The sequence below is a fragment of the Pseudomonas sp. SAS7 genome (assembly GCF_052112345.1).
GTDB classification, from domain to species: Bacteria; Pseudomonadota; Gammaproteobacteria; order Pseudomonadales; family Pseudomonadaceae; genus Aquipseudomonas; species Aquipseudomonas putida_Q.
Window position 1 is genome coordinate 130302 of the sequence record NZ_JBEGGO010000008.1, and the last position, 23557, is coordinate 153858.

Consider the following 23557-nt stretch of genomic DNA (forward strand, 5'->3'; position numbering starts at 1 on the left):
CACTCGGCAAAGCAACGGAACGAAAAAGACGCCGCTACCCGCTCCACTAAGGTGGAGGGGAGAGCGACGTCTTTGTCGGGATTTAAGTGGGGCAACCGCCGTTGGCTACCGGTGCTGTTTGTTCAGCAAGAGATGGGCCAACTTATGGGGGCGGCCGGCATGACATTTTCTGCGCCTGTGAGATCGAGCGCCGCCCGCGCGGCGCTCGATCTGGCAGGCGCCAAAAATCTCATGCCGAGCACCTCAGCCCAGCATTTCGTGCATGGCAATGATCTGCTCTGCCACCTGAATCAGCTTCTGCTGGCGGCTCATGGCCTGGCGGCGCATCAGGGTGTAGGCCTGTTCTTCGTTGCAGTCTTTCATCTTCATCAGCAAACCCTTGGCCTGCTCGATGCGTTTGCGTTCGGCCAGTTGCTGGTCGCGTGCCAGCAGCTGCGCCTTCAGTGCCTGGTCGCTTTCGAAGCGGGCCATGGCCACATCCAGAATCGGCTGCAACCGGGCGGCATGGATGCCTTCGACAATATAGGCACTAACCCCCGCCTGGATCGCCTGGCGCATCACCCCGGGGTCGTGCTCGTCAGTGAACAGCACGATGGGGCGCGGCTGGTCACGGCTGACCAGCACCACCTGTTCCATCACATCACGGTCGGGTGAGTCGGTGTCGATCAGCACTACATCCGGGCGCACCGTTTCGACGCAGGCGGGCAGGTCGATGGTCAAGCCTGGGGCTTCGGTGACCTCGAAGCCCGCTTCGATCAGCGCCGCCTTGAGGCGGCCGAGTTTGTGCTGGGTGTCGTCAATCAGCAGGATGCGCAACATGTTGGTCCCCTCACGCGCCGACACGGGCATCGGGCAATTCGCCCAGTGCATGCAGGCTGAAACTGCGGGCGTAGCCGTAGGGATCGCTGCCGTCCCAGCAGGTGCCGTCGATCAGCAGGCTGCTGCGCATCGGCAGCGAAGGGCAGGCCACGCCAAGGCTTTGCGCTGCCTCGCTGTACAGGGCCAGCTGCTGTACCTGGTGGGCCACGCCGAGGTAGTCGGGGTCTTCGCGCAGCAGGCCCCAGCGGCGGAACTGGGTCATGAACCACATGCCGTCGGACAGGTACGGCAGGTTGGCCCGGCCGTGGTCGAACAGGCGCAGGGCATGCGGGTCCTGCCAGTGGTTGCCCAGGCCATCCTGGTAGTGGCCAAGCAAGCGTGGCTCGATGCTCTCCAGCGGCGTGTCCAGGTAGGCGCTGCCGCTGAGCAGTTGAGCGGTGCTGCGGCGGTTTTCCGGGCTTTGCTCGATGAACCGGCTGGCGGCGAGAATTGCCTTGATCAAGGCGCGGGCGCTGTTGGGGTACTGTTCGGCGAAGGCGCGGGCACAGGCCAGGACTTTTTCCGGGTGGTCCGGCCAGATCGACTGGCTGGTGGCAAGGGTGAAGCCTTGGCCCTTGGCAACCGCATCGGCGGCCCAGGGCTCGCCCACGCAAAAGCCGTCGATGCGCCCGGCCTGGATATGTGCGGCCATTTGTGCCGGCGGCACCACTACGCTGTCGACGTCGCGCAGTGGGTGGATGCCCTGGCTGGCCAGCCAGTAATACAGCCACATGGCGTGGGTGCCGGTGGGGAAGGTCTGGGCGAAGGTCAGGCGCGCGCCGTGCTGGTGCACCAGCCGCGCCAATGCTTCAGGGTTGGTCACGCCTTTGCGTTGCAGGGCAGGGGACAGGTTGATGGCCTGGGCGTTCTGGTTCAACCCCATGAGCACGGCCATATCACTGGCCGGTACGCCACCAATGCCAAGATGCACGGCGTAGACCAGGCCATACAGGCAGTGCGCGGCGTCCAGTTCGCCGCTGACCAGCTTGTCGCGCAGCCCCGCCCAGGAGCCCTGGCGCTTGAGGTTGAGGGTAAGGCCGTGCTGCTGGGCGAAGCCCTGAGTGGCCGCGACCACCACCGAGGCGCAGTCGGTCAGAGCCATGTAGCCGAGGTTCAGGCTGGGCTTCTCGGGCGCATCGCTGCCGTTGACCCAGGCCAGGGGCGTTGCTCGGGGTGCAGTGTTCACAAGGTTCCTCGCCTGTACTGATTAGGCTGTGGGCCAAACCGGTGCAACCGATGTGCCAGGGCTGCAGTGGCCCCATGATTTACTGTCCTGTCAGCGCCACGGTGGCTATAATCGCCCCCTCACTCACCCCGAGCCTTGCCTGCCCATGTATACCCTGGCCCGCCAGCTGCTGTTCAAGCTTTCTCCGGAAACTTCCCACGACCTGTCCCTGGACCTGATCGGTGCCGGTGGCCGCCTCGGCCTCAACGGCATGCTGTGCAAGCAGCCGGCGGCCTTGCCGGTTTCGGTCATGGGCTTGAACTTCGCCAACCCGGTGGGCCTGGCTGCCGGCCTGGACAAGAACGGCGCGGCCATCGACGGTTTTGCCCAGCTGGGCTTCGGCTTTGTCGAGATCGGCACCGTCACCCCGCGCCCGCAGCCGGGCAACCCCAAGCCAAGGCTGTTCCGCCTGCCGGAGGCCACGGCCATCATCAACCGCATGGGCTTCAACAACCTGGGTGTCGATAACCTGCTCGACCGGGTACGAGCCTCGCGCTACAGCGGCGTGCTGGGCATCAACATCGGCAAGAACTTCGACACCCCGGTCGAGCGTGCCGTCGATGACTACCTGATCTGCCTGGACAAGGTGTACACCGCCGCCAGCTACATAACCGTCAACGTCAGTTCGCCGAACACCCCGGGCCTGCGCAGCCTGCAGTTTGGTGATTCGCTCAAGCAGCTGCTCGATGCCCTGGCCGTGCGCCGTGAGCAACTGGCCGCTACTCATGGCAAGCGCGTGCCGCTGGCCATCAAGATTGCCCCGGACATGAGCGACGAAGAAACCGCACTGGTGGCAGCCGCGCTGGTGGAATCGGGTATGGATGCGGTAATCGCCACCAACACCACGCTGGGTCGTGAAGGTGTCGAGGGGCTGCCGTACGGTGGCGAGGCGGGTGGCCTGTCCGGCGCGCCGGTGCTCCAGAAGAGCACCCACATCGTCAAGGTGCTGGCAGGCGAGCTGGGCGGCAAGCTGCCGATCATTGCTGCCGGTGGCATTACCGAAGGCCGTCACGCTGCCGAGAAGATCGCCGCCGGGGCGAGCCTGGTGCAGATCTACTCGGGCTTCATTTACAAGGGGCCGGCACTGATCCGCGAGGCGGTTGACGCTATCGCGGCAATGCCACGGGTTTGATCGGCAATAAAAAAGGGCCCCTTAAAGGGGCCCCTGGGCCTTCGCCCGCCGCCCGGATGGGGCGTGCATGGTAAATCGAATTCAGTGTCCTCGATCAGCCAACGGCGTGATTTTCGTTGAGTCTATGGATGCCAGCGGTGCCAGTCATGCCGTCCCAGTTATCACCGCGACCTTCGCGCCAGCCGTTGATCCAGGCTTGGCGAACAGAAGGAAGATTGAAAGGGCAAAGTTCGCGGGATTTGCCGGTGACCCCGTATTGGTAGCCACGTGAATATGCTCTTTCCAACGGATCACGCTTAAGTCTTCTCATAGGGTGTTGCCCTCACTTGTTGACTGTAATGTCCCGTCGGCCTCTCTGAGGCCGGGCAGAGTCTTTCTGCCGGTTTGCGCTCGCTGCCGGCGTGGCGAGCTGAAAGTGCCGCCTCGTTGCGAAGCGGCCTGAGACCAGTTCTAACGAATGCGAGTCACGGTGTGAATGATCGATTTGTCATAAGCACGTAACGTTTCATAGGGTCAGGGGATAAGTAAATAAATGCGACTTAACCTTATTTGAGGTTGAGCCCGCTATGATCGGGGTTTGCTGATCATTGACGTCATTTCGCCAGCGTTGCTCGCGGGTGACAGAAATAATTTTAAATGCGACGAAGGGTCACACAGGCCCCGGCATCGTCAGAATTTTTTGTACTGCCTGATGATCTAAGCTGTCTTTGCCAGTTGGCCGAGCGCAGATCGGTCAGGCGGCCCGGCCTTTCGCGGCACGCTTATGTGCCAGAAAGGGCCACCCGCACGCCTGCTGGAAAGGCATGCGGGCAAACATCGCGTGGCGATGCGTCGCCTCGTCAGTCAAATAGCCCAAGGCTCTGGAATACTCATGTCGGACCGTTTCGAACTCTACCTCACCTGCCCCAAAGGCCTCGAAAGCCTGCTTGCCGAAGAGGCCAAGGGCCTTGGCCTTGACGAGGTGCGTGAGCACACCTCGGCCATTCGCGGCGCCGCCGACATGGAAACCGCCTACCGCCTGTGCGTATGGTCGCGCCTGGCCAACCGGGTGCTGCTGGTGCTCAAGCGGTTCTCCATGAAGAACGCCGACGACCTTTATGACGGCGTCAACGCGGTTGACTGGGCCGACCACCTGGCAGCCGACGGCACCCTGGCGGTGGAGTTCAGCGGCCATGGCTCGGGCATCGACAACACCCACTTCGGTGCGCTGAAGGTCAAGGATGCGATCGTCGACAAGCTGCGCAACCGCGAAGGCCTGCGCCCGTCGGTGGAAAAGATCGACCCCGACGTGCGTGTGCACCTGCGCCTGGACCGTGGCGAGGCCATTCTTTCCCTCGACCTGTCTGGCCACAGCCTGCACCAGCGCGGCTATCGCCTGCAGCAAGGTGCTGCGCCGCTGAAGGAAAACCTGGCGGCAGCAGTGCTGATCCGCTCGGGCTGGCCGCGCATTGCCGCCGAAGGTGGCGCACTGGCGGACCCGATGTGCGGTGTGGGTACCTTCCTGGTCGAAGCGGCCATGATCGCTGCAGATATCGCGCCCAACCTCAAGCGTGAACGTTGGGGTTTCAGCGCCTGGCTCGGCCACGTGCCGGCGCTGTGGCGCAAGGTGCACGATGAGGCGCAGGCGCGGGCGCAGGCTGGCCTGGCCAAGCCCCCGCTGTGGATCCGCGGTTACGAAGCCGACCCGCGGCTGATCCAGCCGGGGCGCAACAACGTCGAGCGCGCCGGCCTGGGCGACTGGGTGAAAATCTATCAGGGCGAGGTCAGTACCTTCGAGCCGCGCCCGGACCAAAACCAGAAAGGCCTGGTCATCAGCAACCCGCCCTATGGCGAGCGCCTGGGTGACGAAGCCAGCCTGCTGTACCTCTACCAGAACCTGGGCGAGCGCCTGCGCCAGGCCTGCATGGGCTGGGAGGCGGCGGTGTTCACCGGCGCGCCTCAGCTGGGCAAGCGCATGGGTATTCGCAGCCACAAGCAGTACGCGTTCTGGAACGGCGCTTTGCCGTGCAAGCTGCTGCTGTTCAAGGTGCAGCCCGACCAGTTCGTAACAGGTGAGCGCCGCGAAGCGCAGGCTGACAACGCCGATATCCGTGAGCAAGCGCCGGTAGCCAGTGAGCCGGCGCGCCTGTCGGAAGGGGCGCAGATGTTTGCCAACCGCCTGCAGAAGAACCTCAAGCAACTGGGCAAGTGGGCCCGCCGCGAGCAGGTTGACTGCTACCGCCTGTACGATGCCGACATGCCCGAGTACGCCCTGGCGGTCGACCTGTACCACGACTGGGTGCATGTGCAGGAGTACGCCGCGCCACGTTCGATCGACCCGGAGAAGGCTCAATCGCGCCTGCTCGATGCCCTGGCAGCCATCCCCCAGGCACTGGGTATTTCGCCGCAGCGTGTAGTGCTCAAGCGCCGCGAGCGGCAGAGTGGTACGCGCCAGTACGAGCGCCAGGCCACCGAGGGCCGCTTCCAGGAGGTGAACGAAGGTGGCGTCAAGCTGCTGGTCAACCTCACCGACTACCTCGACACCGGGCTGTTCCTTGACCACCGCCCGATGCGCATGCGTATCCAGCGCGAGGCTGCCGGCAAGCGTTTCCTCAACCTGTTCTGTTACACCGCCACGGCTTCGGTGCATGCGGCCAAGGGCGGCGCACGCAGCACTACCAGTGTCGATTTGTCGAAAACCTACCTCGACTGGGCGCGGCGCAACCTGGCGCTCAATGGCTTCTCCGAGCGCAACCGCCTGGAGCAGGGCGATGTGATGGCATGGCTGGAAGCTAACCGCGACAGCTACGACCTGATCTTCATCGACCCGCCAACCTTCTCCAACTCCAAGCGCATGGAAGGCGTGTTCGACGTGCAGCGTGACCACGTGCAACTGCTGGACCTGGCCATGGCTCGCCTGGCGCCGGAGGGTGTGTTGTATTTCTCCAACAACTTCCGCAAGTTCCAGCTCGACGAGCACTTGATGGCGCGTTACGCCGTAGAGGAAATCACCGCCCAGACCCTGGACCCGGACTTTGCCCGTAATAACCGGATCCATCGCGCCTGGCGCCTGCAATTGCGTTGAGCCGACGAGGTACATTGCGCGGCTAATGGCCAATAGCTATAAATGAGGGCAGGGCAAGATAATCCGCAGGACGCTGACGTGACGAGATGGGTGTATGTCAAAGTGTGGCGTGCGTGCGCGGTTATTTGGCCTGTGCACAGAAGCGCTGTCCGCCTGGGCGGTGGCGCTGGTGGCTTTGGTGGCGGGCGGCCTGTTGACGGCCGCCTTGGCGCTTGCTGCGCATAGTTTCTACAAACAGCAGTTGCGCCAGCGTTTCGAGTTGCTGGCCAGCGAGCGCTTCAGCCGCATTGCCGAGCGTTTTGATGAACAGCAGCAGCGCCTGGACGGCCTGCGGCGGTTCTTCAGCTTTTCCAACGAAGTCACCCCGCTCGAATTTGACGGTTACGCCCGGCCATTGCTGCAGCGCACCCTGGCCTACGCCTGGGCGCCGCGTGTCGAAGCTGCGCAACGCGCCGAGTTCGAGCGCCATGCCAGTGAGCATTCAGGCCCAGGCTATGTGATCCGTGACCAGGATGCACAAGGCCAGTGGCACCCCGCGCCGCTGCGCGACCATTACTTCCCTGTGCTGTATACCCAATCTGGTGAAATGCCAGGGCTGCCCTATGGGCTGGACCTTGCCGGCCAGGCTGCATCCCAGGCTGCCCTGGCACGGGCTCTCGGGCCTGGCAGCATGGCGGTGTCCGAACCCCTGGCCATTTACGAGATCCCTTCATACGCGCGTGGCTTGCTGCTGGTGGCGCCGGTGTTTTCCGACGCTAATCCGCATGGCGCAGCAGTAGGCTATGTGACGGCCTTGCTGAGCATGCGCGAGCTGGTCAGTGATGGGCGGCCAGTGGCGGCGGATGACAACCTGGTGGTGCGTATCGTTGATCCGTCCGGGTTGCAGGGGCCGGAAGTGATGTTCGACTCGCTGAACCAGGTCGCCCCCTTGTCGCTGGCCAGCAATCAGCTGTTGCACCTGGCCGATCACCACTTCCAGTTGAGCATCCTGCCGAGCCTGGCGTTCGTGCAGGCCAATCGTTCGTCGGCAGTGCTGGCGGTGGTCCTGCTGGGTGGGTTGTTGAGCCTGCTGCTCAGTGCCTTGCTCTACAGCCTGTTCAGCCAGCGGCAACGCGCCTTGGCCCTGGTCGAGCAGCGCACCGCCGAACTGCGGGTCAGCGAGCAGTCGCTGCGGGGCACCCACAACCAGCTGCGCAGCGTGCTGGATGCGGCGACCCAGGTGGCAATCATCGCCACCAACCTCAAGGGTGTGGTCAGTACCTTCAATGCCGGCGCAGAGCGTATGTTCGGTTACCCGGCCAGCGAGGCGATCGGCCAGTTGCGCCTTGAGAACCTGGTGCTGCCCGAGGAACTGAGCCAGCGTGGCCATGCCCTGAGCCTGCGCTATGGTCGCCCGATTGCCGGTGGCCAGGCCATGTTCGCCGAAACCGTGCAAGCGCATGGCGCCGAACCTGGAGAATGGACCTTGTTGCGCGCCGATGGCAGCCAGTTGGTGGCCAACATGCTGGTTACCGCCATGCTGGATGAACAGGGTTTGTGGGTTGGCTACCTGGCCATCTGCATCGATGTCACCGAGCGGCGTCGGGTACACGAGGCGCTGGCGGCGCGCGACCGGCTGCTGGAAAAGCTCAGTGCCGAGGTGCCGGGGGGCATTTACCAGTATCGCCTGGATGCCAACGGCCATTCGTGCTTTCCCTATGCCAGCCAAGGCCTGTACGACATCTACGAAGTGGACCTGCAGCAATTGCGCGAGGATGCCACGCTGGTGTTCGAGCGCATCCACCCCGATGACCTGGACCGCGTGCGCCGCTCGGTGCGTTACTCTGCCGAGCACCTGGCGCCCTGGCGCGAGGAATACCGGGTGTGCCTGCCGCGTGCCGGCCTGCGCTGGGTTCGTGGCGAAGCGACGCCAGAAGTGGGGGAGCAAGGCTGCACCCTGTGGCATGGCTACCTGACGGATATCTCCGACCTCAAGGGTGTGGAGGAGGAATTGCGGGCGTTGTCGGTGACCGACTCGCTGACCGGCATCCATAACCGCCGCTACTTCCAGGACCGGCTCAAGGTTGAACTGGAGCGCGCCCAGCGCGACGGCCTGGCGTTGGCCGTGATCATGCTCGACATCGATCACTTCAAATGCATCAACGACCGCTTTGGCCATGCCATGGGCGACCGCGTGCTGCGCAGCTTGTGCCAGCGTATTGGCCAGCGCTTGCGGCGTACTGATGTGTTCTGCCGGCTGGGTGGGGAAGAATTCATGGTGTTGTGCCCGGGCAGCGATGCCGAGCAGGCGCGGTTGCTGGCGCTTGAGTTATGGCACGGGGTGCGCACGCTGCCGGTGGAGGGCGTGGGCCAGGTGACCGCGAGTTTTGGTGTGGCGGGCTGGCGGCCGGGGGAGGGCGCCGATGCCTTGCTGCTGCGGGCTGATGCGGGTGTCTATACAGCCAAGCAGGCCGGGCGGGACCGGGTGGAAGGGGAATCCGCCTGATAGCTGCCAGTTGTCGGTACTGGCCCTTTCGCGGCTAAAGCCGCTCCCACAGGATCTTCACAGCACTTGAGGCCTGTGCAGTACCTGTGGGAGCGGCTTTAGCCGCGAAAGGGCCGGTACTGGCTGACCAATCAGTTGGCCGCGGTGCTACCGGCCAGCTTCGGCTGGCGATACAGGTCGAGCAGCACCTGGTCGAGCACCTGCGAGGCACCCCACGGTTTCGGGTCGTTGAGAATCGCCGCCACCGCCCAGGTGTGGCCGTTGCTGTCGCGGCTGAAGCCGGCAATCGCCCGCACGGTATTCAGCGTGCCGGTCTTGATGTGGCCTTCACCGGTCATGGCGGTGCGCTTCAGGCGCTTGCGCATGGTGCCGTCCATGCCTACCAGCGGCATCGAACTCATGAACTCGGCAGCGTAGGGGCTCTTCCAGGCAGCCTGCAGCATCTGCGCCATTTCCCGGGTGCTGACCCGCTCGGCACGCGACAGGCCAGAGCCGTTCTCCATCACCAGGTGCGGCGCGGTAATGCCCTTTTTCGCCAGCCATTGGCGCACTACGCGCTGGGCGGCGCGGGCATCGTCACCATCGGCATCGGTGCGGAACTGTGCGCCAAGGCTCAGGAACAGCTGCTGGGCCATGGTGTTGTTACTGTATTTGTTGATGTCGCGGATCACTTCCACCAGGTCTGGCGAGAAGGCGCGGGCCAGCAGGCGAGCACTCTTGGGCACGTTCTGGATGCGGTCGCCACCCTGGATGCTGCCGCCCAGCTCGTTCCAGATCGCGCGCACGGCACCGGCGGCGTAGGTTGCGTGGTCGAGCAGCGACAGGTAGGTCTGCGAGTTGCAGCCGTCACCCAGCTGGCCACTGACGGTTACGCTGATGCCATCGGCCTGGGGTACCGGGTTGTAGCGCACATCGCCAGTGCACTGCTTCGAAGCCACCGCCTTGACCTGGTTGTCGATACGGATGCTGGCAATCGGTGGCTCGACCGCGACGGTGACTTTGCCCCCATCGTTGCGGGCCACGAAGCGCAGGGCCTTGAGGTTGACCAGCAGCGAATCGGGCTTGACCAGGAACGGCTTGTTCTCATCGCCACCGTCATCGTTGAACTGTGGCAGGTTGGGCTGCACGAAGTGGCTGCGGTCCAGCACCAGGTCACCGGTGATGGTGCGCACGCCATTGGCGCGCAGGTCACGCATCAGCAGCCACAGCTTTTCCATGTTCAGTTTAGGGTCGCCGCCACCTTTGAGGTACAGGTTGCCATTGAGCACGCCGTTGCTCAGGGTGCCGTCGGTATAGAACTCGGTTTTCCACTGGAAGGTCGGGCCAAGCAGTTCGAGGGCAGCGTAGGTGGTGACCAGTTTCATGGTCGAGGCCGGGTTTACCGAAACGTCGGCATTGAACACAGTCGGCGTGCCCGGGCCGTCCAGCGGCAGCATTACCAGCGACAGGGCTGTGTCCTGCAGCTTGTTGGCCTTGAGCGCCTGCTGCACTTTGGCGGGCAGGGTGGTATTGACGGCGGCGGCCTGGCTGGGCAATGCGAGTGGCAACAGCAGGCTTGCAAGAATGAAGGGACGAAGCGTTTTGATCATAATGGATAAATACCCTGCGGCGAGGGAAAAGGGCATTGGGGCTGTAAGAGGTGATGGCCCCACGACGAAAGAGTACGCATTATGCCCCAAGCGTAGCGACGATGCGCCACGTTCGACGGAAAAGCACCGCCAATAAAAAAGGCCACCCGCAAGGGCAGCCTTTTCAGCGATCAAGCCAGGCAGGTATCACTCAGCCTTGTTGATCGGCTTTTCCGGGTACCAGGCGTCCAGCAGCGGGCTGACTTCGATCTTGGTCAGTTCGCTACGGCCCTTGAGCCAGGTTTCAACGGCAGCGCGCTGTTCTTCGCTGGCCGAGCCGCGTTTGACCGAGCACACCAGGCCGTAATCGTCACCGCCTACATAGTCCAGGCCGTTGGCGTCCATCGCTTCTTCCAGGAACGCATCGAGGAAAGCATCGATTGCCTGGTCATCCAGATCTTCCTTGAATTCCAGGTTCAGCTCGAAGCCCAATTCCTGAAACTCGTCGACACACAGCTTTTTGCGCAGACGACGGGAGCGGTTTGTGGCCATGAAACAATCCTCTTAGGTAATAACGCCGCGCAGTCTACCAGTTAACACGTCTGGCTGCCTGCCTCAGTGCATGCCTCAGTGGCCAGTTCCTTGGCCAGAGCCCTTTCCACACGGCACATGTGCCGCGCCAGTGCCTGGCGCCGCAGGCGCAACTGGCAAGTAGGCAGGCCGCGGGCCTCCAGCGCCTGGCAAGCGCGCATCAGCTCGGGTGCTTCCAGCATGCGCGCCGCACTCAGCACCTTGTGGGCCTGCTCGGCAATGGCATCGCTGTCATGCTCCGGATGCAGCGCCATCAAGCTGCCCAGGTCGGCCTGCAGGCTTTGCTGCAAGGCCAGCAGGAAGCGCTGGCGGTCGGCAGGGTCATGCCCGACCACTGCAGCCAGGCCGTCCAGATGGTACAGCTTGCGCCGCGGCTTTTGCTGGCGGCGCGGGCGAATGCTCGCCAGGCGCTGGCTGAGGGTGCCCAGGCTGATCGGCTTGAGCAGGCAGTCGTCCATACCGGCGCTCAGGCACTGGCGGCGCACCTCTGGCTGCGCGTTGGCGGTGTAGCCGAGAATGGTGCAGCGCAGCCGCTTGCCATGGCGTTCTTCGGCACGGACGGCGGTCGCCAGTTGGTATCCGTTCATGTGTGGCATGTTGCAGTCGAGCACCAGCACATCGAAGTCGCCTGCGCGCCAGGCGGCCAGGCCTTCGCGGCCATCGCGGGCGCTGGCGTGCGGCAGGCCCAGGTAGCCGAGCTGCTGCGCCATCAGTTGCAGATTGGCCGGGTGGTCGTCGATCACCAGTACGTTCAGCCGCGGGTCAGGCACATCGAGGTGCTCAAGGAGCAGCGCTGGGGGTGGGGCGGCGTCAATACGCTGCAGCGGCATCTTCAGGCGCACCTGGGTGCCAACGTCTTCCAGGCTCTTGATGGTCAGGCTGCCGCCCATCATTTCGCACAGGCTGCGGCAGATGGCCAGGCCCAGCCCGGTACCGGCACGGGCGCCCTGGCTGTGGGGGTTGGCCTGGATGAACGGATTGAACAGGCGTTGCAGGTCGTCGGCATGGATGCCGATGCCACTGTCGCGCACTTCCAGTTCCAGCACTGCGGGCGTGGTGTTGCCGTCATCCTGCAGACTGACGCTGATACGGACCTGACCATGCTCGGTGAACTTGATGGCATTACTCACCAGGTTGGACAACACCTGTTTGAAGCGCAGGGGATCGAGCAGTGCGTGGCAGCGGGCGGCGGGTGCAATCATCACCTCCAGGGCAAGGCCTTTCTGGCGCGCCTGCCCCTCGAAAATACGCCCTACCGATTCGACCAGTGCTGCAAGGTCAACGGCCTCCGGGGCCAGGGACAAGTGCCCGGACTCGATGCGCGCGATGTCGAGAATATCGCCGATCAGGCCGAGCAGGTCCTTGGCTGAATGGTGTGCCAGTTCTATTGCGCTGCGGTCCACGCGACCTTGTTCGGCGCGTTTGGCTGCCAGTTCGAGCATGCCGATGACGGCGTTCATCGGGGTGCGGATTTCATGGCTGATGGTGGCCAGAAAGGTGCTCTTGGCACGGTTGGCATCGTCGGCCTGCTGCTTGGCCTGACGCAGTTCCATGACCAACTGGCGGCGCTCGCTGATGTCGATCCAGCCGCCGATGATGCCCTGGACCTCTCCCAGCGAGTCGCGGTACGGCAGTATCCAGTGATAGATGGTCATTTCGCGGCCCTTGATCCGCAGTGGCCGGTCCATGATCAACGGCGAGCCTGCGGCCATGACCTTCAGGTAGTCGGCCTGAATCTGCCGGGTTTGCTCTTCGTCGGCAAACAGGCTGCCGTCCAGCTGTTTGCCGATGACTTCGTCGGAGCGGGCCTGCACGGCTTCCAGATAGCTGTAATTGCAGCTTTGCAGGCAGGCGTCGCGGTCACGCACGTACATGGGATGAGGGGTGCCGTTGAGCAGGGCGCGCATGAACGCCAGTTGGTCGTTCAGAGCTCGTTCGGCGCGTTGGCGCTGGCGGATCTGCAGGCGCAGGCGGGCGTTCCAGAGCAAGGCCAGCAACAGCAGCGCGACCATGCCCAGCACCACCTGTAGTGCAAGCTGGCTGTAGTCTTTGCTGTTGCCATCGTCGTGCTGCCCAAAGCCGCGCCAGCGGTTGTTGATTACCCCCAGCTCTTCTGGCGAAATGCTCAGCAACGCCTTGTCGAGGATCGACATCATCGCCTGTGACGGGGTGCTGGTGGCCATGGCAAAGTTGGCAGGCTCGCTCCCGACCGTGGTGCGGATGACCAGTCCGGGGTTGCTGGCCAAGGCATGGTTGGCGTCGAGCAACGTGGTGATCACTGCGTCCACCGCCCCGCTGTTGAGCAATGCCATGGAATAGAACGCACTTTCGGTCTCGACCCAGCCGATTGTCGGATAGTGCCGCGAGAGCATGGCGTTCATCGCGCTGTAGCGGGTAATGGCCACGCGATGCCCCTGCAACTGCTCCAGGGTGCTCAGGGCCTTGTCGTCCTTGCGGCCTACCAGCACGAAGGCGCTCTCCAGATAGGGCCGACTGACTTGCAGGTCGTCGTCTGTCACCGCGCCGGTGGCCAGTGCGGCAATCACATCTGCGCGGCCATCCTTGAGGCGGGCGATCATGTCGGCGATGCCGCTGGTACGCTGCACTTCAAAACGCAAGCCGGTGCGCAGGCTGATGAACTCCAGCAGGTCGGCGGTGATACCGCGAAAATGCCCCGAGCCATCGAAATACGATAGCGGCGCAGCCGTATCATCGATCGTCACGCGCATCACCGGGTGATCTTGCAGCCATTGTTCTTCGGCATCGGTCAGTTGCAGCTTGCGCTCGGTCAGCAGCAGATCGCTGCCGGCGCTCCAGCGTTTGAAGATGCTGGCGCGCAGGGCGGGAGGCTGGCTGTCCAGTGTGGCGTTCACCACCTCCAGCAGCAGCGTGTCCTGCTGGCGCAAGGCAAAGCCGAAGCCGATGGCCTCGTGCTTGCCGAAATTGGCCATGCGCAGACGCGGCAGGTGGCCGCGGTTAAGCAGATAGTGGGTGGAGATGGTATCGCCGATGTACACGTCTGCCTGCCCGAATGCCACGGCGTTCAAGGCCTGGCTGGAGGAGCCAAAGGCCAGCAGCTCGGCCATGGGGTAGGTGCTGCGTACCTCCTGCTTGGGCAGGTAATGATAAAGCATGCCCAGGCGCATGCCGGCCAGGTCCATGTCGAGCGCCCGGCTTTCGTCTTCGCGTGTTACCAGCACCGGCTGGTCAACGGCGTACGGTTGCGACAGCGCCAGGCCGTCGCTGGCCGCTTCGTAGCCATTGGCGCTGCCAAGCAGGTCGATATCACCATGCCTGAGCGCCTCCACTGCCGCCTGCCGGCTGGGGAAACGCAGCACCCGCACGGGTAACTGCAGGGCTGTGCCGATCAGGCTCGCGTACTCGGCGGTGAGGCCCTGGTAGTCGCGGCCGCCACTGGTGATGTCGAACGGCGGGTAGTCCGGCGCTGACGTGCCCAGTACCAGTTCCTGGCGGCCTTCGAGCCATTGCAGTTGTTCGGCCGTGAGCATGGGTTGGGTCGGCTTGGCCGATGACCGAGCCAGTAACGTATAGGACGAGGCCTCTTGATGGGTGGCTTGCGCTACGCCGCTGAACAGGAGCAAGGCGAGCAGCAGGCGAGCAATTGGGTGCGGCATGACCACCCTCAGACCAGCGCGTTGCGTTTGGCTATTTCGATCAGGTCAACCAGTGTACTGACCTGAAGTTTGTGCATGAGGCGCTTCTTGTAGGTGCTGACAGTCTTGCTGCTGAGGAACATGCCCTTGGCAATTTCCTTGTTGCTGCGGCCTTGGGCGAAGAGTTGCAGTACCATCAGTTCGCGGTCATTTACATGGCGGAAAAGTTGCAGCTCGGTATCGGTTGCCTGGTTATGCTTTATTGCCTGGCTGGGGAAATAGTTGTAGCCGGCCAGTACCGCCTTGATTGCACTGAGCAGTTCGCTCAGGTCTTCCTGCTTGCACACATAGCCCGCGGCGCCGGAGTGCATGCAACGCACTGCAAACAAAGCGGGAGACTGCGCGGTCAATACCAGAACCTTCAATGGCAGGGCCATGGCCTGGAAGCGGGAAAGCACCTCCAGTCCGTCTAGCTTGGGTATGCTGATGTCAAGGATGACCAGGTCGGGAGCGGCTTCACGAATCATCTGCATGGCGTCCACGCCATTGTCGGACTCCCCGACAATCTTGTAATTCTGGTTTTCCAGCAACATCCGGACGGCCAGGCGGATGACCGGATGATCATCGACTATAAATATGGAATGCATGTTCAACTTCCCTGCGGGCGATTGAGGGGGGCAGCCGGCACCTTATCGCAGTTGGAAGTCATCGGGCATACGAGGAAGGGCGATTCGCCCCTTATGGGAAATGGCTTACAAGATAAAACAAAACGGGCTACGAAATTTGTGTGTTTGACGCAATGTCAAAGCGTGATTGGTAACTTTTCATGGGTGTTTATTCATTCTGTTTAACTTGCCGTCAGTATATGTAGGAAGTGTCCTATAGTTCGCGGCGCAGCACTGGCTCAAGGGCCGGGGCTGCACCGACATGCTTCAGGTTGGGCTCGAGCGCCCGGTCATTTCCCGGGCCATTTCGCTGGCATAGCTATCGGTCATCCCGGCGATGAAGTCGATCATGCGCAGGAAGGCGCTGTGCAGCGAAGCATGCGGGTCCGGGGCATTGTTGCCGATCAGGTCCAGTACCCGGCGGCTCTTGAACGAGGGGGTGCGCCCGCCGTGCTGTTCGAGCGCTGCGCCACAAAAGGTGTTGAGCAGAATCTCCAAGGTGGTGTAGGCGCCGATTTCGTGCAGGGTCTTGCGCTTGTCCTGGAAGATTTTGTTACGCGCCATGTCCTTGGCCTGCAGCACGCAGCGTTTGGCCGGGCCGTGCATATGCTCCACCAGGTCGCCCGCCAGGTGCCCGGCCAACAAGGCCTGCTGCTGCTCGACAAAGGCGTGGGCGGCAGCGTTGGTCAGGTGCTCGATAGCCTTGCCACGCAGAATCGCCAGTTTGCGCCGGCGGGAATCGCGTGGGCCGAGCTGGCGGTAGGTTTCTGGCAGGTCTTCACCGACCAGGTCAAGCAGCAGCGTTTCGACCTCGGCGTATTCCAGCAACTCCATTTCCAGGCCGTCTTCCAGGTCGATCAGCGCATAGCAGATGTCATCGGCGGCCTCCATCAGGTACACCAGCGGGTGGCGCGCCCAGCGCTGCTCTTCCAGTTGTGGCATGCCGAGCTTGCGGGCGATCTGTTCGAGCAGGGGCAGTTCGCTCTGGTAGCTGCCGAACTTGTGCTTCTTGTAGCCCAAAGCGTCGGCATGGCGCGCGCTCCAGGGGTACTTGAGGTAAGTGCCGAGGGTGGCGTAGGTCAGCCGCGTACCGCCGTCGAACTGGTGGTACTCCAGCTGGGTGAGTACGCGAAAGCCTTGGGCATTGCCCTCGAAATTCAGGAAATCAGCCCGCTCGTCGTCGCTCATGTCATCCAGCCAGCCACGCCCGGCGGCCTGCTGGAACCAGTGGCGGATGGCGTCCTCGCCGGAGTGGCCGAAGGGAGGGTTGCCGATGTCATGGGCCAGGCAAGCTGACTGCACGATCATCCCCAGGTCGCTGGGGGCGCACCAGTCAGGCAGGTTGTCGCGCAGGGTTTCGCCGACGCGCATACCGAGCGAGCGACCTACGCAGCTGACTTCCAGCGAGTGGGTGAGACGCGTGTGGATATGGTCATTGCTGGTAACCGGGTGCACCTGGGTCTTGCGCCCGAGGCGGCGGAAGGCACCGGAGAAGATGATGCGGTCATGGTCTTTGTGGAAGGGGCTGCGCCCGAGTTCATCGGCGCTGTAGAGGGCTTTGCCCAGGCGTTCGCGGGTGAGCAGGGTGTGCCAGTCCAAGGCGCATTCTCCTGTGGATCGAAGGAAGCAGCATATCCTGTAGGAGCAGCCTTGTGCTGCGAAGAGGCCCGTTTGAACGATACACATGTGTCGCCGGGCCGGCCCCTTCGCAGCCCAAGGCTGCTCCTGCAAAGGAACGTGCAGTGTTCAGGGGCGACGGTTGCCCTGCAGGTACAGGCGCACCAGCGGCAGCAGGCTGCTGCCCAGGCGAACCAACCGCGCCAGGTTACCGCTGCGCACACCCTTGCCGGTGAGGAAACCCATCGCCACCACGGCACCAATCCCCCACAAAGGCGCATGCTTGATCCCCAGCCCTTCGTGCAGCGAGCTGCCCATGCCGCGCACGCGGCGCAGTGGTTCCATCAGTTGCCCGGACTCATGGCGGATTTCCTGGCGGTGCATCTCCATGCGCAGGCGCAGCAGTGCTTTGCGCAGTTCGCGCGGGTTACGGGTGTTTGGCAGTTGAGGCAGGCTCATGGCAACAGGCGCTCCCGGTCCTTGGCGAGTTCATCGAGGGTGGCCCCAAATGGCGACGATTCGTCGAACACCGCTGCCTTCAGGCGCAACCCGCAGTACAGCGCTGCAAGACCGTAGAACACGCACAGGCCGATGATACCGGCCAGGCGATAGCTGTCCCACAGCAGCACCAGCAACAACCCGGAAAGGGCCGTCAGCAACAGCAGCGCGAACACCAAGGCGAGGCCTGCGAACAGCAGCAGACGCAAGGTGCGGCCCTTTTGCTCCTGCAACTCGATGCCGAACAGTTCGATATGGCTGTGCAGCAGCCCCAGCGCAGCCGCGCCCAGGCGCTTGCCCGAGGCGCTGGCGCCGTTGGCGTCATTCTCCATGGGAACCCCTTAGCGCCGGTTGGCCAGCAGGCCGATCAACAGGCCGACGCCGGCCGCGATGCCGATCGCCTGCCACGGGTTTTCCTGCACGTACTGCTCGGCGCTGCCCAGCGCGGCCTGGCCGCGTTCGCGTACAGAGTCCTGGGTCAGTTGCAGGGTTTCGCGAGCCTGGGTCAGGCGGTCGTGAATCTGTTCGCGCAATTCGTCGGCCTGGTCGCCGGCCAGGTTGGCGGTGTCGGCCAGCAACCTCTCGGTGTCACGGACCAAAGCCTGGAAGTCAGCCATCAGTATCTCTTGTGCAGTCTTTGCCGATTTGCTGGCCATGGGCCTCTCCCTGTCGATGAGTGATGGTAGTTCGAGTAATAGCACGCGCGGAAGGTTCAAGTGCCGGTGCTGGTATGGGCCTTGCTATGGCATTGCCACGTTGCGGGGCGTCGCTGGCAGCTGTTGCGCCGATTCAGGGCGTGAGCGCAGCGGGTACCGATAAACCTTAACCCAATCCACGACAAACCCAAGAAAAAACCACGCAGGCTCCAACCCGGTCACCGAAACAGGGCAGGGGGCTGGCACCGATTCGGTGCAGGGATGCAGGTTCTTGAACTGTCCTGGTGCCTTTTCAGCAGGTCTGCCTATTTCATGGAAAACATGCACAGCGCAATGGACTCCCTGGTCCACGGTTCCAACACTCTGTTCATTCTCATGGGCGCCATTCTGGTGCTGGCCATGCATGCCGGCTTCGCCTTCCTTGAAGTGGGTACGGTACGCCACAAGAACCAGGTCAACGCCTTGTCGAAGATCCTCAGCGACTTTGCCATCTCGGCGCTGGTGTATTTCTTCATCGGTTATTGGATAGCCTACGGTGTCAATTTCTTCCAGCCGGCGGCGGCGCTAGCGGTTGACCATGGCTATGCGCTGGTCAAGTGCTTCTTTCTGCTTACGTTTGCTGCGGCGATCCCGGCGATCATCTCCGGGGGCATCGCCGAGCGCGCGCGCTTCGTGCCGCAATTGTGTGCCACGGCGTTGATCGTGGCGTTTATCTACCCGTTCTTCGAGGGCGTGGTGTGGAATGGCAATTTGGGGCTGCAAGCCTGGTTGCAGGCCCGCTTCGGTGCGCCTTTCCACGATTTTGCAGGCTCGGTGGTGGTGCATGCCATGGGCGGCTGGCTCGCCTTGGCGGCGGTGTTGCTGCTGGGCGCGCGCCGTGGGCGCTACCGCGACGGCCGTTTGGTGGCGTTTGCGCCGTCGAGCATTCCCTTCCTTGCGTTGGGGTCGTGGATTCTGATCATCGGCTGGTTCGGCTTCAACGTGATGAGTGCCCAGACGCTACAAGGCGTCAGCGGCCTGGTGGCGATCAACTCGCTCATGGCCATGGTCGGTGGCACCCTCTCGGCCTTGCTGGCCGGGCGTAACGACCCGGGCTTTCTGCACAACGGGCCGTTGGCCGGGCTGGTGGCGATCTGCGCTGGCTCCGACCTGATGCACCCGATTGGCGCACTGGCCACCGGCCTGGTGGCCGGCGCGTTGTTCGTCTGGACCTTCACCGCAGCGCAGAACCGCTGGAAGATCGACGACGTGCTGGGCGTGTGGCCACTGCATGGCCTGTGTGGCGTGTGGGGTGGCATTGCCTGCGGCGTCTTTGGCCAGGCGGCACTGGGCGGCATGGGCGGTGTAAGCCTGCTCAGCCAGTTGCTGGGCAGCCTGATGGGCGTGGTGGTGGCATTGGCCGGAGGCTTTGCCGTTTATGGTGCAATCCGGGCGTTGCATGGGCTGCGCTTGAGCCATGAGCAGGAGTTCCAGGGCGCGGACTTGTCGTTGCACCGTATCGGCGCTACCAGCCAGGATTGAGCCAGGTCAGGTGCATGACGGGCGCGACGGACCTAGAATAGGTTTCTCTGCATGCCAAACCGGGACCTGCCCCATGCTGCCTGAATGCCAACTGTTCGGCACCCTCGGCTGCCACCTGTGTGAAGTGGCCGAGGCTGTGCTGATGCCTTTCGTCGATCATGGCCTGCTGGTGGAGCTGGTCGACATTGCCGAGAGCGAGCCCTTGTTCGAGCGTTACGGCCTGATCATTCCGGTACTGCGACGCTGCGACAATGCCGCCGAGCTGCACTGGCCGTTCGATGCCGAACAGGTGGTGGCGTTCCTTGGGCAATGAGGGCAGCAGAGGAGTTGCAACCCTGCTCCATGATCCATGACGCGAGCTGATGATCAAGTACCGGCGCACTCTGGCGCCGTTACCTTTGCAATCATCGGAATAGTTCGCCATGTTGATCACTCCCCATTTCACGGTCGAAGAAATGACCGTTTCTCAGCTCGCCGCCAGGGACGGATTCGATAATACCCCGCCCCTTGAAGCCCGGGCCAACCTGCAATTGCTGTGTTGTGCGCTAGAACAGGTGCGCGCACTGTTCGGCGCGCCGATCATCGTCAGCAGCGCTTTTCGCAGCGAGAAGGTCAACCGGCTGATCGGCGGTGCGCCGAACAGCCAGCATGTACAAGGGCTGGCGGCGGACTTCACGGTAATGGAAGTCAGCCCCCGGGAAACCGTGCGCAGGATCAGCGAAAGCGCCGTGCCGTTCGATCAACTCATCCTTGAGTTCGACAGATGGGTGCATTTGTCGGTGGCCCGTGTTACGCCACGTCGGCAGGTTTTGACCATGCGCAAAGGCAGTGGCTACCTGGCGGGGCTGCAATGAAGCGCATTGACGGCGGCAAGGGGATGTTCGTATGCTGTATATAAATACAGTATCGAGGTAAAGCCATGCTCAACGTCGAGCAACTCAAGTACAGCGTCAATCGCATGCCCGTGGATCGGGTGGCTGACGCCGTTCTGGAACTGCGCCTCGAAGGCCTGGTGACCGACGACCGCACGCCGTTCGGTAAAGTCCACTTCAATACCTGCTTCGCCGAGATCGAGGCCTTGTTCCAGCGTGCCGGCTACCACCGCGGGCTGGATGTGGTGGGTTACCAGGGGTTGCTCTATGCCCTTTACGACCCAGGTCGTTGGGAGCCGGTGCAGGTGCTGCGCTGGCTGAAGGAACGCAGCGAGGCGATAGTGCAGGCTGGTTGAGGGCGCGGGCTTGGGCGATAATGCGCGGCCGTGAATGTTTCGAGCCCTGCCATGACCGCGCCCTTCGACCCCGCCCGCCAGCAAGCCAGCACGGTGTGCCTGCCCCCCGGTAACTGGGCGACGGTGCTCGATTGCCTGTGCGATCATTTCAAGGCCATCGACCGCGCTCAGTGGCTGGACCGTTTTGCCCGTGGCCGGGTGCTGGATGCAGAGGGCCGGGCGGTTGCCGCCGAGTTACCCTACAAGCGTGGCCTGCGTTTGCACTACTTTCGCGAAGTGCCGAACGAGCGGCCGATCCCGGTGCAGGAGGTGGTACTGCACGCGGATGAACACCTGGTGGTGGCAGACAAACCGCATTTCCTGCCGGTGACGCCAACCGGTGAATACGTCGAGCAGACCTTGCTGCGCCGCCTGATCCGTCGCCTGGATAACCCGCACCTGGTGCCGTTGCACCGCATTGACCGGCACACCGCCGGGCTCGTGCTGTTTTCCGCCAACCCCCACAGCCGTAGCGCCTACCAGCGCCTGTTCCCTGAACGGCGCATCGACAAGCGCTACCAGGCCATTGCGGCGGCAATGCCGCAGCATGCATTTCCACTGGTGCACAAAAGCCGCCTGGTGCATGGCGAGCCGTTTTTCCGTATGCACGAAGTGGAAGGGGAGGCCAACAGCGAAACCTTGGCCGAGGTGCTGGAGAAGAACGGTAAGCTGTGGCGCTATGGGCTGTCGCCAGTGACCGGCAAGACCCACCAGTTGCGCGTGCACATGGCAGCCTTGGGGGCGGGAATCTGCAATGACCCGTTCTATCCGCAGCTGCTTGATGCAGAGGATGACTACCAGCGGCCGCTGAAACTGCTGGCGCAGAGCTTGCGTTTCGAGGACCCGTTGAGCGGCGAAGAGCGCTATTTCGAGAGCCGCCTGCGGCTGGACTGGTAACACAGACAGCAGGCATACGCGGTCCTCGTGGGAGCGGGCATGCCCGCGAACACCGGCAGGGCCGGTGCCATCCACCGCGTTGGTTTCTTCGCGGGCATGCCCGCTCCCACAGGTACGTCGCAGGCTTCAAGGTCACTCGGTTCCTGTGGGAGCGGCTTTAGCCGCGAACACCGGCAGAGCCGGTGCCACCCACAGCGGTGGAGTGCCGGGTCGCGAGCGTCAGCGGTTGAACCGCTCCACCAGCGAATACTGGCTACCCGCCGTGCTGGTCAGTTCCTCGCTCAGCAGTGCCGAATGCTGCGCCTGTTCGGCGGTCTGGTCGGCCAGTTCGGCAATCGTGCTGATGTTGCGGCTGATTTCGTCGGCCACTGCAGTCTGCTCTTCGGTTGCGGCGGCAATCTGGGTGGCCATGTCGGTGATGTTGGCCACCGCTTCGCTGATCCCCACCAGTGCCTCGTCAGCCTGCATCACACGGTCGACGCCTTCCTGCGCCTGGCGGTGGCCGGTTTCCATGGTCAGCACGGCGTTGCTGGCGGTTTGTTGCAGCTTGGCGATCAGACCGTGGATCTGGCCGGTGGACTCGGCAGTGCGCTGGGCCAGTTGACGCACTTCGTCGGCCACCACAGCAAAGCCACGGCCCATTTCACCGGCACGCGCCGCTTCGATGGCCGCATTCAGTGCCAGCAAGTTGGTCTGGTCGGCAATGCCCTTGATCACGTCGACCACGCCACCAATCTCGTCGCTGTCCTTGGCCAGTTGGGTGACCGTCTGACCGGTTTCGCCCACCGCTGCCGACAGGCGTTCGATTGCCTCGCGGGTTTCCCCGGCAATCTGCCGGCCCTGGCTGGTCAGGCGATTGGCTTCTTGGGTGGCGTCGGCGGTGCGCTGGACGTGGTTGGCCACTTCCTGGGTGGTAGCGGCCATCTGGTTGACGGCGGCGGCGACCTGCTCGGTTTCTACGCGCTGGCGCTCCAGCCCCGAGGAACTCTTGTGCGCCAGGGCGTCGGACTGGCGCGCCTGGTCGCTGAGGTGTTCGGCACTGTCCTGCAGGCGGGTCAGGCAGGTTTTCATGCGGGCATCCTGGCTGAGCATGGCCATTTCCAGGCGCGCCTGCACGCCACGGCTGTCGGTGAACATCTGCGCGATCAGCGGGTCGGAGGTGGTCTGTTCGGCCAGGCGCAACAGGCGCTTGAGGCCGCGCTGCTGCCAGCTCAAGCCAAGCAGGCCCAGGGGTACGGATAGCCCGGCAGCCAGGGCAAAGCCCCAGGAGTGGCCCAGCCAGTTGCCGATCAGGAAGCCTACCTGGCTGATCAGGATGAACGGCAGCCAGTCCTGCAGCACCGGCAGCCACTTGTCCCTGCGAGGTACAGCCGGCTTGCCCTGGTTGATGCGCTGGTACAGTGCTTCGGCGCGGCGAATCTGCTCGGCGGTTGGCTTGACCCGCACCGACTCGAAACCGACGACCTGGTTGTTATCGTAAATCGGTGTGACGTAGGCGTTTACCCAGTAGTGGTCGCCGGACTTGCAACGGTTCTTGACGATGCCCATCCACGGCTGGCCTTGCTTGAGGGTTTGCCACATATGGGCAAACACGGCAGGCGGCACGTCGGGGTGGCGTACCAGGTTGTGCGGTGCGCCGGTCAACTCCTCGCGGGTGAAACCGCTGATCTCGATGAAAGCATCGTTACAGTAGGTGATCACGCCCTTGGCGTTGGTGGTGGAGATCAACCGCTGCTGGGCAGGGAAAGTCCGTTCTCTCTGGGTAATCGGCTGGTTGTTACGCATGGGTTGATAGTCCGCAGGGCTTTGGACTGGTATCGGCACGCTACGGGTTTTATTGAATGATTATTTAATGTGGCTGGGGTTGGTTCGTCGTTGGAGCTCTGGCGCCTGTGAAAT

General features: G+C 63.0%; 20 protein-coding genes. 8 read left to right on the forward strand and 12 right to left on the reverse strand.

Annotated elements, in window-relative coordinates; translation table 11 throughout:
- Positions 1–243: 243 nt before the first annotated feature.
- Positions 244–819, reverse strand: coding sequence for an ANTAR domain-containing response regulator (locus ABI582_RS14725; RefSeq protein WP_442119539.1), 576 nt, complete (start codon positions 817–819; stop codon positions 244–246).
- 10 nt (positions 820–829) lie between these two features.
- Positions 830–2044: a CmpA/NrtA family ABC transporter substrate-binding protein gene (locus ABI582_RS14730; protein ID WP_442119540.1), complete on the reverse strand. Its 1215-nt coding sequence runs from the start codon at positions 2042–2044 to the stop codon at positions 830–832.
- A 145-nt stretch (positions 2045–2189) separates the two neighbouring features.
- On the opposite strand from ABI582_RS14730, the gene ABI582_RS14735 reads away from it, so the two are divergent.
- Positions 2190–3215: a quinone-dependent dihydroorotate dehydrogenase gene (locus ABI582_RS14735; protein ID WP_442119541.1), complete on the forward strand. Its 1026-nt coding sequence runs from the start codon at positions 2190–2192 to the stop codon at positions 3213–3215.
- 94 nt (positions 3216–3309) lie between these two features.
- On the opposite strand, the gene rmf is transcribed toward ABI582_RS14735, so the two are convergent.
- Positions 3310–3525 carry a ribosome modulation factor gene (rmf, locus tag ABI582_RS14740; RefSeq protein ID WP_003248687.1) on the reverse strand — a complete coding sequence of 72 codons (216 nt, stop codon included), beginning with the start codon at positions 3523–3525 and terminating at the stop codon, positions 3310–3312.
- A gap of 561 nt (positions 3526–4086) precedes the next feature.
- Between rmf and rlmKL the strand changes: the two genes are divergently transcribed.
- Complete coding sequence (gene rlmKL / locus ABI582_RS14745) at positions 4087–6279, forward strand: bifunctional 23S rRNA (guanine(2069)-N(7))-methyltransferase RlmK/23S rRNA (guanine(2445)-N(2))-methyltransferase RlmL (RefSeq protein WP_338746596.1); 2193 nt, start codon at positions 4087–4089, stop codon at positions 6277–6279.
- A 94-nt stretch (positions 6280–6373) separates the two neighbouring features.
- Positions 6374–8764 carry a diguanylate cyclase gene (locus ABI582_RS14750; protein WP_442119542.1) on the forward strand — a complete coding sequence of 797 codons (2391 nt, stop codon included), beginning with the start codon at positions 6374–6376 and terminating at the stop codon, positions 8762–8764.
- Between the two features lie 131 nt (positions 8765–8895).
- On the opposite strand, the gene dacB is transcribed toward ABI582_RS14750, so the two are convergent.
- From dacB to ABI582_RS14790, 8 genes are all read right to left on the reverse strand, one after another.
- A complete protein-coding gene (dacB, locus tag ABI582_RS14755; RefSeq protein WP_338746599.1) occupies positions 8896–10353 on the reverse strand; it encodes a D-alanyl-D-alanine carboxypeptidase/D-alanyl-D-alanine endopeptidase in 1458 nt (485 codons plus the stop codon).
- 186 nt (positions 10354–10539) lie between these two features.
- Positions 10540–10884 (reverse strand): YggL family protein, encoded by a 345-nt coding sequence (locus ABI582_RS14760; protein ID WP_016500779.1) that lies wholly within the window; start codon positions 10882–10884, stop codon positions 10540–10542.
- 41 nt (positions 10885–10925) lie between these two features.
- Positions 10926–14558 (reverse strand): ATP-binding protein, encoded by a 3633-nt coding sequence (locus tag ABI582_RS14765; RefSeq protein ID WP_442119543.1) that lies wholly within the window; start codon positions 14556–14558, stop codon positions 10926–10928.
- 8 nt (positions 14559–14566) lie between these two features.
- On the reverse strand, positions 14567–15184 hold the full coding sequence (locus tag ABI582_RS14770) for a response regulator transcription factor (protein ID WP_338746601.1): 618 nt from the start codon (positions 15182–15184) through the stop codon (positions 14567–14569).
- 285 nt (positions 15185–15469) lie between these two features.
- The gene (locus tag ABI582_RS14775) at positions 15470–16801 is read right to left on the reverse strand and encodes a deoxyguanosinetriphosphate triphosphohydrolase (protein ID WP_016500776.1); all 1332 of its coding nucleotides are present in this window, start codon (positions 16799–16801) and stop codon (positions 15470–15472) included.
- Between the two features lie 147 nt (positions 16802–16948).
- The gene (locus tag ABI582_RS14780; protein ID WP_338746603.1) at positions 16949–17278 is read right to left on the reverse strand and encodes a hypothetical protein; all 330 of its coding nucleotides are present in this window, start codon (positions 17276–17278) and stop codon (positions 16949–16951) included.
- Positions 17275–17649 carry a phage holin family protein gene (locus tag ABI582_RS14785; RefSeq protein ID WP_086974185.1) on the reverse strand — a complete coding sequence of 125 codons (375 nt, stop codon included), beginning with the start codon at positions 17647–17649 and terminating at the stop codon, positions 17275–17277. Before ABI582_RS14785 ends, ABI582_RS14780 begins: the two co-directional genes overlap by 4 nt.
- Before the next feature lie 9 nt (positions 17650–17658).
- Entirely contained in the window at positions 17659–17973 is a 315-nt protein-coding gene (locus ABI582_RS14790) for a DUF883 family protein (RefSeq protein WP_016500773.1), read from the reverse strand.
- A 312-nt stretch (positions 17974–18285) separates the two neighbouring features.
- Here ABI582_RS14790 and ABI582_RS14795 point away from each other — a divergent pair, with 312 nt between their 5' ends.
- From ABI582_RS14795 to ABI582_RS14815, 5 genes are all read left to right on the forward strand, one after another.
- On the forward strand, positions 18286–19494 hold the full coding sequence (locus tag ABI582_RS14795) for an ammonium transporter (protein ID WP_338746605.1): 1209 nt from the start codon (positions 18286–18288) through the stop codon (positions 19492–19494).
- A 73-nt stretch (positions 19495–19567) separates the two neighbouring features.
- Complete coding sequence (locus tag ABI582_RS14800; RefSeq protein ID WP_019473185.1) at positions 19568–19807, forward strand: glutaredoxin family protein; 240 nt, start codon at positions 19568–19570, stop codon at positions 19805–19807.
- Positions 19808–19916: 109 nt separating this feature from the next.
- Positions 19917–20348, forward strand: coding sequence for a D-Ala-D-Ala carboxypeptidase family metallohydrolase (locus ABI582_RS14805; RefSeq protein WP_338746606.1), 432 nt, complete (start codon positions 19917–19919; stop codon positions 20346–20348).
- A 65-nt stretch (positions 20349–20413) separates the two neighbouring features.
- Positions 20414–20722, forward strand: coding sequence for a hypothetical protein (locus ABI582_RS14810; protein ID WP_016485613.1), 309 nt, complete (start codon positions 20414–20416; stop codon positions 20720–20722).
- Positions 20723–20773: 51 nt separating this feature from the next.
- The gene (locus ABI582_RS14815; protein WP_338746608.1) at positions 20774–21658 is read left to right on the forward strand and encodes a pseudouridine synthase; all 885 of its coding nucleotides are present in this window, start codon (positions 20774–20776) and stop codon (positions 21656–21658) included.
- 219 nt (positions 21659–21877) lie between these two features.
- Here ABI582_RS14815 and ABI582_RS14820 read toward each other — a convergent pair whose 3' ends face one another.
- A complete protein-coding gene (locus tag ABI582_RS14820) occupies positions 21878–23443 on the reverse strand; it encodes a methyl-accepting chemotaxis protein (protein ID WP_049272873.1) in 1566 nt (521 codons plus the stop codon).
- Positions 23444–23557: the final 114 nt, after the last annotated feature.

What these genes read in the sequence shown, in the direction of transcription:
- ABI582_RS14750 (WP_442119542.1), top strand. Translation starts at nt 6,374, where the DNA reads ATGTCAAAGTGTGGCGTGCGTGCGCGGTTATTTGGCCTGTGCACAGAA.
- rlmKL (WP_338746596.1), top strand. Translation starts at nt 4,087, where the DNA reads ATGTCGGACCGTTTCGAACTCTACCTCACCTGCCCCAAAGGCCTCGAA.
- ABI582_RS14780 (WP_338746603.1), bottom strand. Translation starts at nt 17,278, where the DNA reads ATGAGCCTGCCTCAACTGCCAAACACCCGTAACCCGCGCGAACTGCGC.
- rmf (WP_003248687.1), bottom strand. Translation starts at nt 3,525, where the DNA reads ATGAGAAGACTTAAGCGTGATCCGTTGGAAAGAGCATATTCACGTGGC.
- ABI582_RS14785 (WP_086974185.1), bottom strand. Translation starts at nt 17,649, where the DNA reads ATGGAGAATGACGCCAACGGCGCCAGCGCCTCGGGCAAGCGCCTGGGC.
- ABI582_RS14820 (WP_049272873.1), bottom strand. Translation starts at nt 23,443, where the DNA reads ATGCGTAACAACCAGCCGATTACCCAGAGAGAACGGACTTTCCCTGCC.
- ABI582_RS14790 (WP_016500773.1), bottom strand. Translation starts at nt 17,973, where the DNA reads ATGGCCAGCAAATCGGCAAAGACTGCACAAGAGATACTGATGGCTGAC.
- ABI582_RS14800 (WP_019473185.1), top strand. Translation starts at nt 19,568, where the DNA reads ATGCTGCCTGAATGCCAACTGTTCGGCACCCTCGGCTGCCACCTGTGT.
- ABI582_RS14725 (WP_442119539.1), bottom strand. Translation starts at nt 819, where the DNA reads ATGTTGCGCATCCTGCTGATTGACGACACCCAGCACAAACTCGGCCGC.
- ABI582_RS14795 (WP_338746605.1), top strand. Translation starts at nt 18,286, where the DNA reads ATGGAAAACATGCACAGCGCAATGGACTCCCTGGTCCACGGTTCCAAC.
- ABI582_RS14810 (WP_016485613.1), top strand. Translation starts at nt 20,414, where the DNA reads ATGCTCAACGTCGAGCAACTCAAGTACAGCGTCAATCGCATGCCCGTG.
- ABI582_RS14760 (WP_016500779.1), bottom strand. Translation starts at nt 10,884, where the DNA reads ATGGCCACAAACCGCTCCCGTCGTCTGCGCAAAAAGCTGTGTGTCGAC.
- dacB (WP_338746599.1), bottom strand. Translation starts at nt 10,353, where the DNA reads ATGATCAAAACGCTTCGTCCCTTCATTCTTGCAAGCCTGCTGTTGCCA.
- ABI582_RS14805 (WP_338746606.1), top strand. Translation starts at nt 19,917, where the DNA reads ATGTTGATCACTCCCCATTTCACGGTCGAAGAAATGACCGTTTCTCAG.
- ABI582_RS14770 (WP_338746601.1), bottom strand. Translation starts at nt 15,184, where the DNA reads ATGCATTCCATATTTATAGTCGATGATCATCCGGTCATCCGCCTGGCC.
- ABI582_RS14765 (WP_442119543.1), bottom strand. Translation starts at nt 14,558, where the DNA reads ATGCCGCACCCAATTGCTCGCCTGCTGCTCGCCTTGCTCCTGTTCAGC.
- ABI582_RS14735 (WP_442119541.1), top strand. Translation starts at nt 2,190, where the DNA reads ATGTATACCCTGGCCCGCCAGCTGCTGTTCAAGCTTTCTCCGGAAACT.
- ABI582_RS14815 (WP_338746608.1), top strand. Translation starts at nt 20,774, where the DNA reads ATGACCGCGCCCTTCGACCCCGCCCGCCAGCAAGCCAGCACGGTGTGC.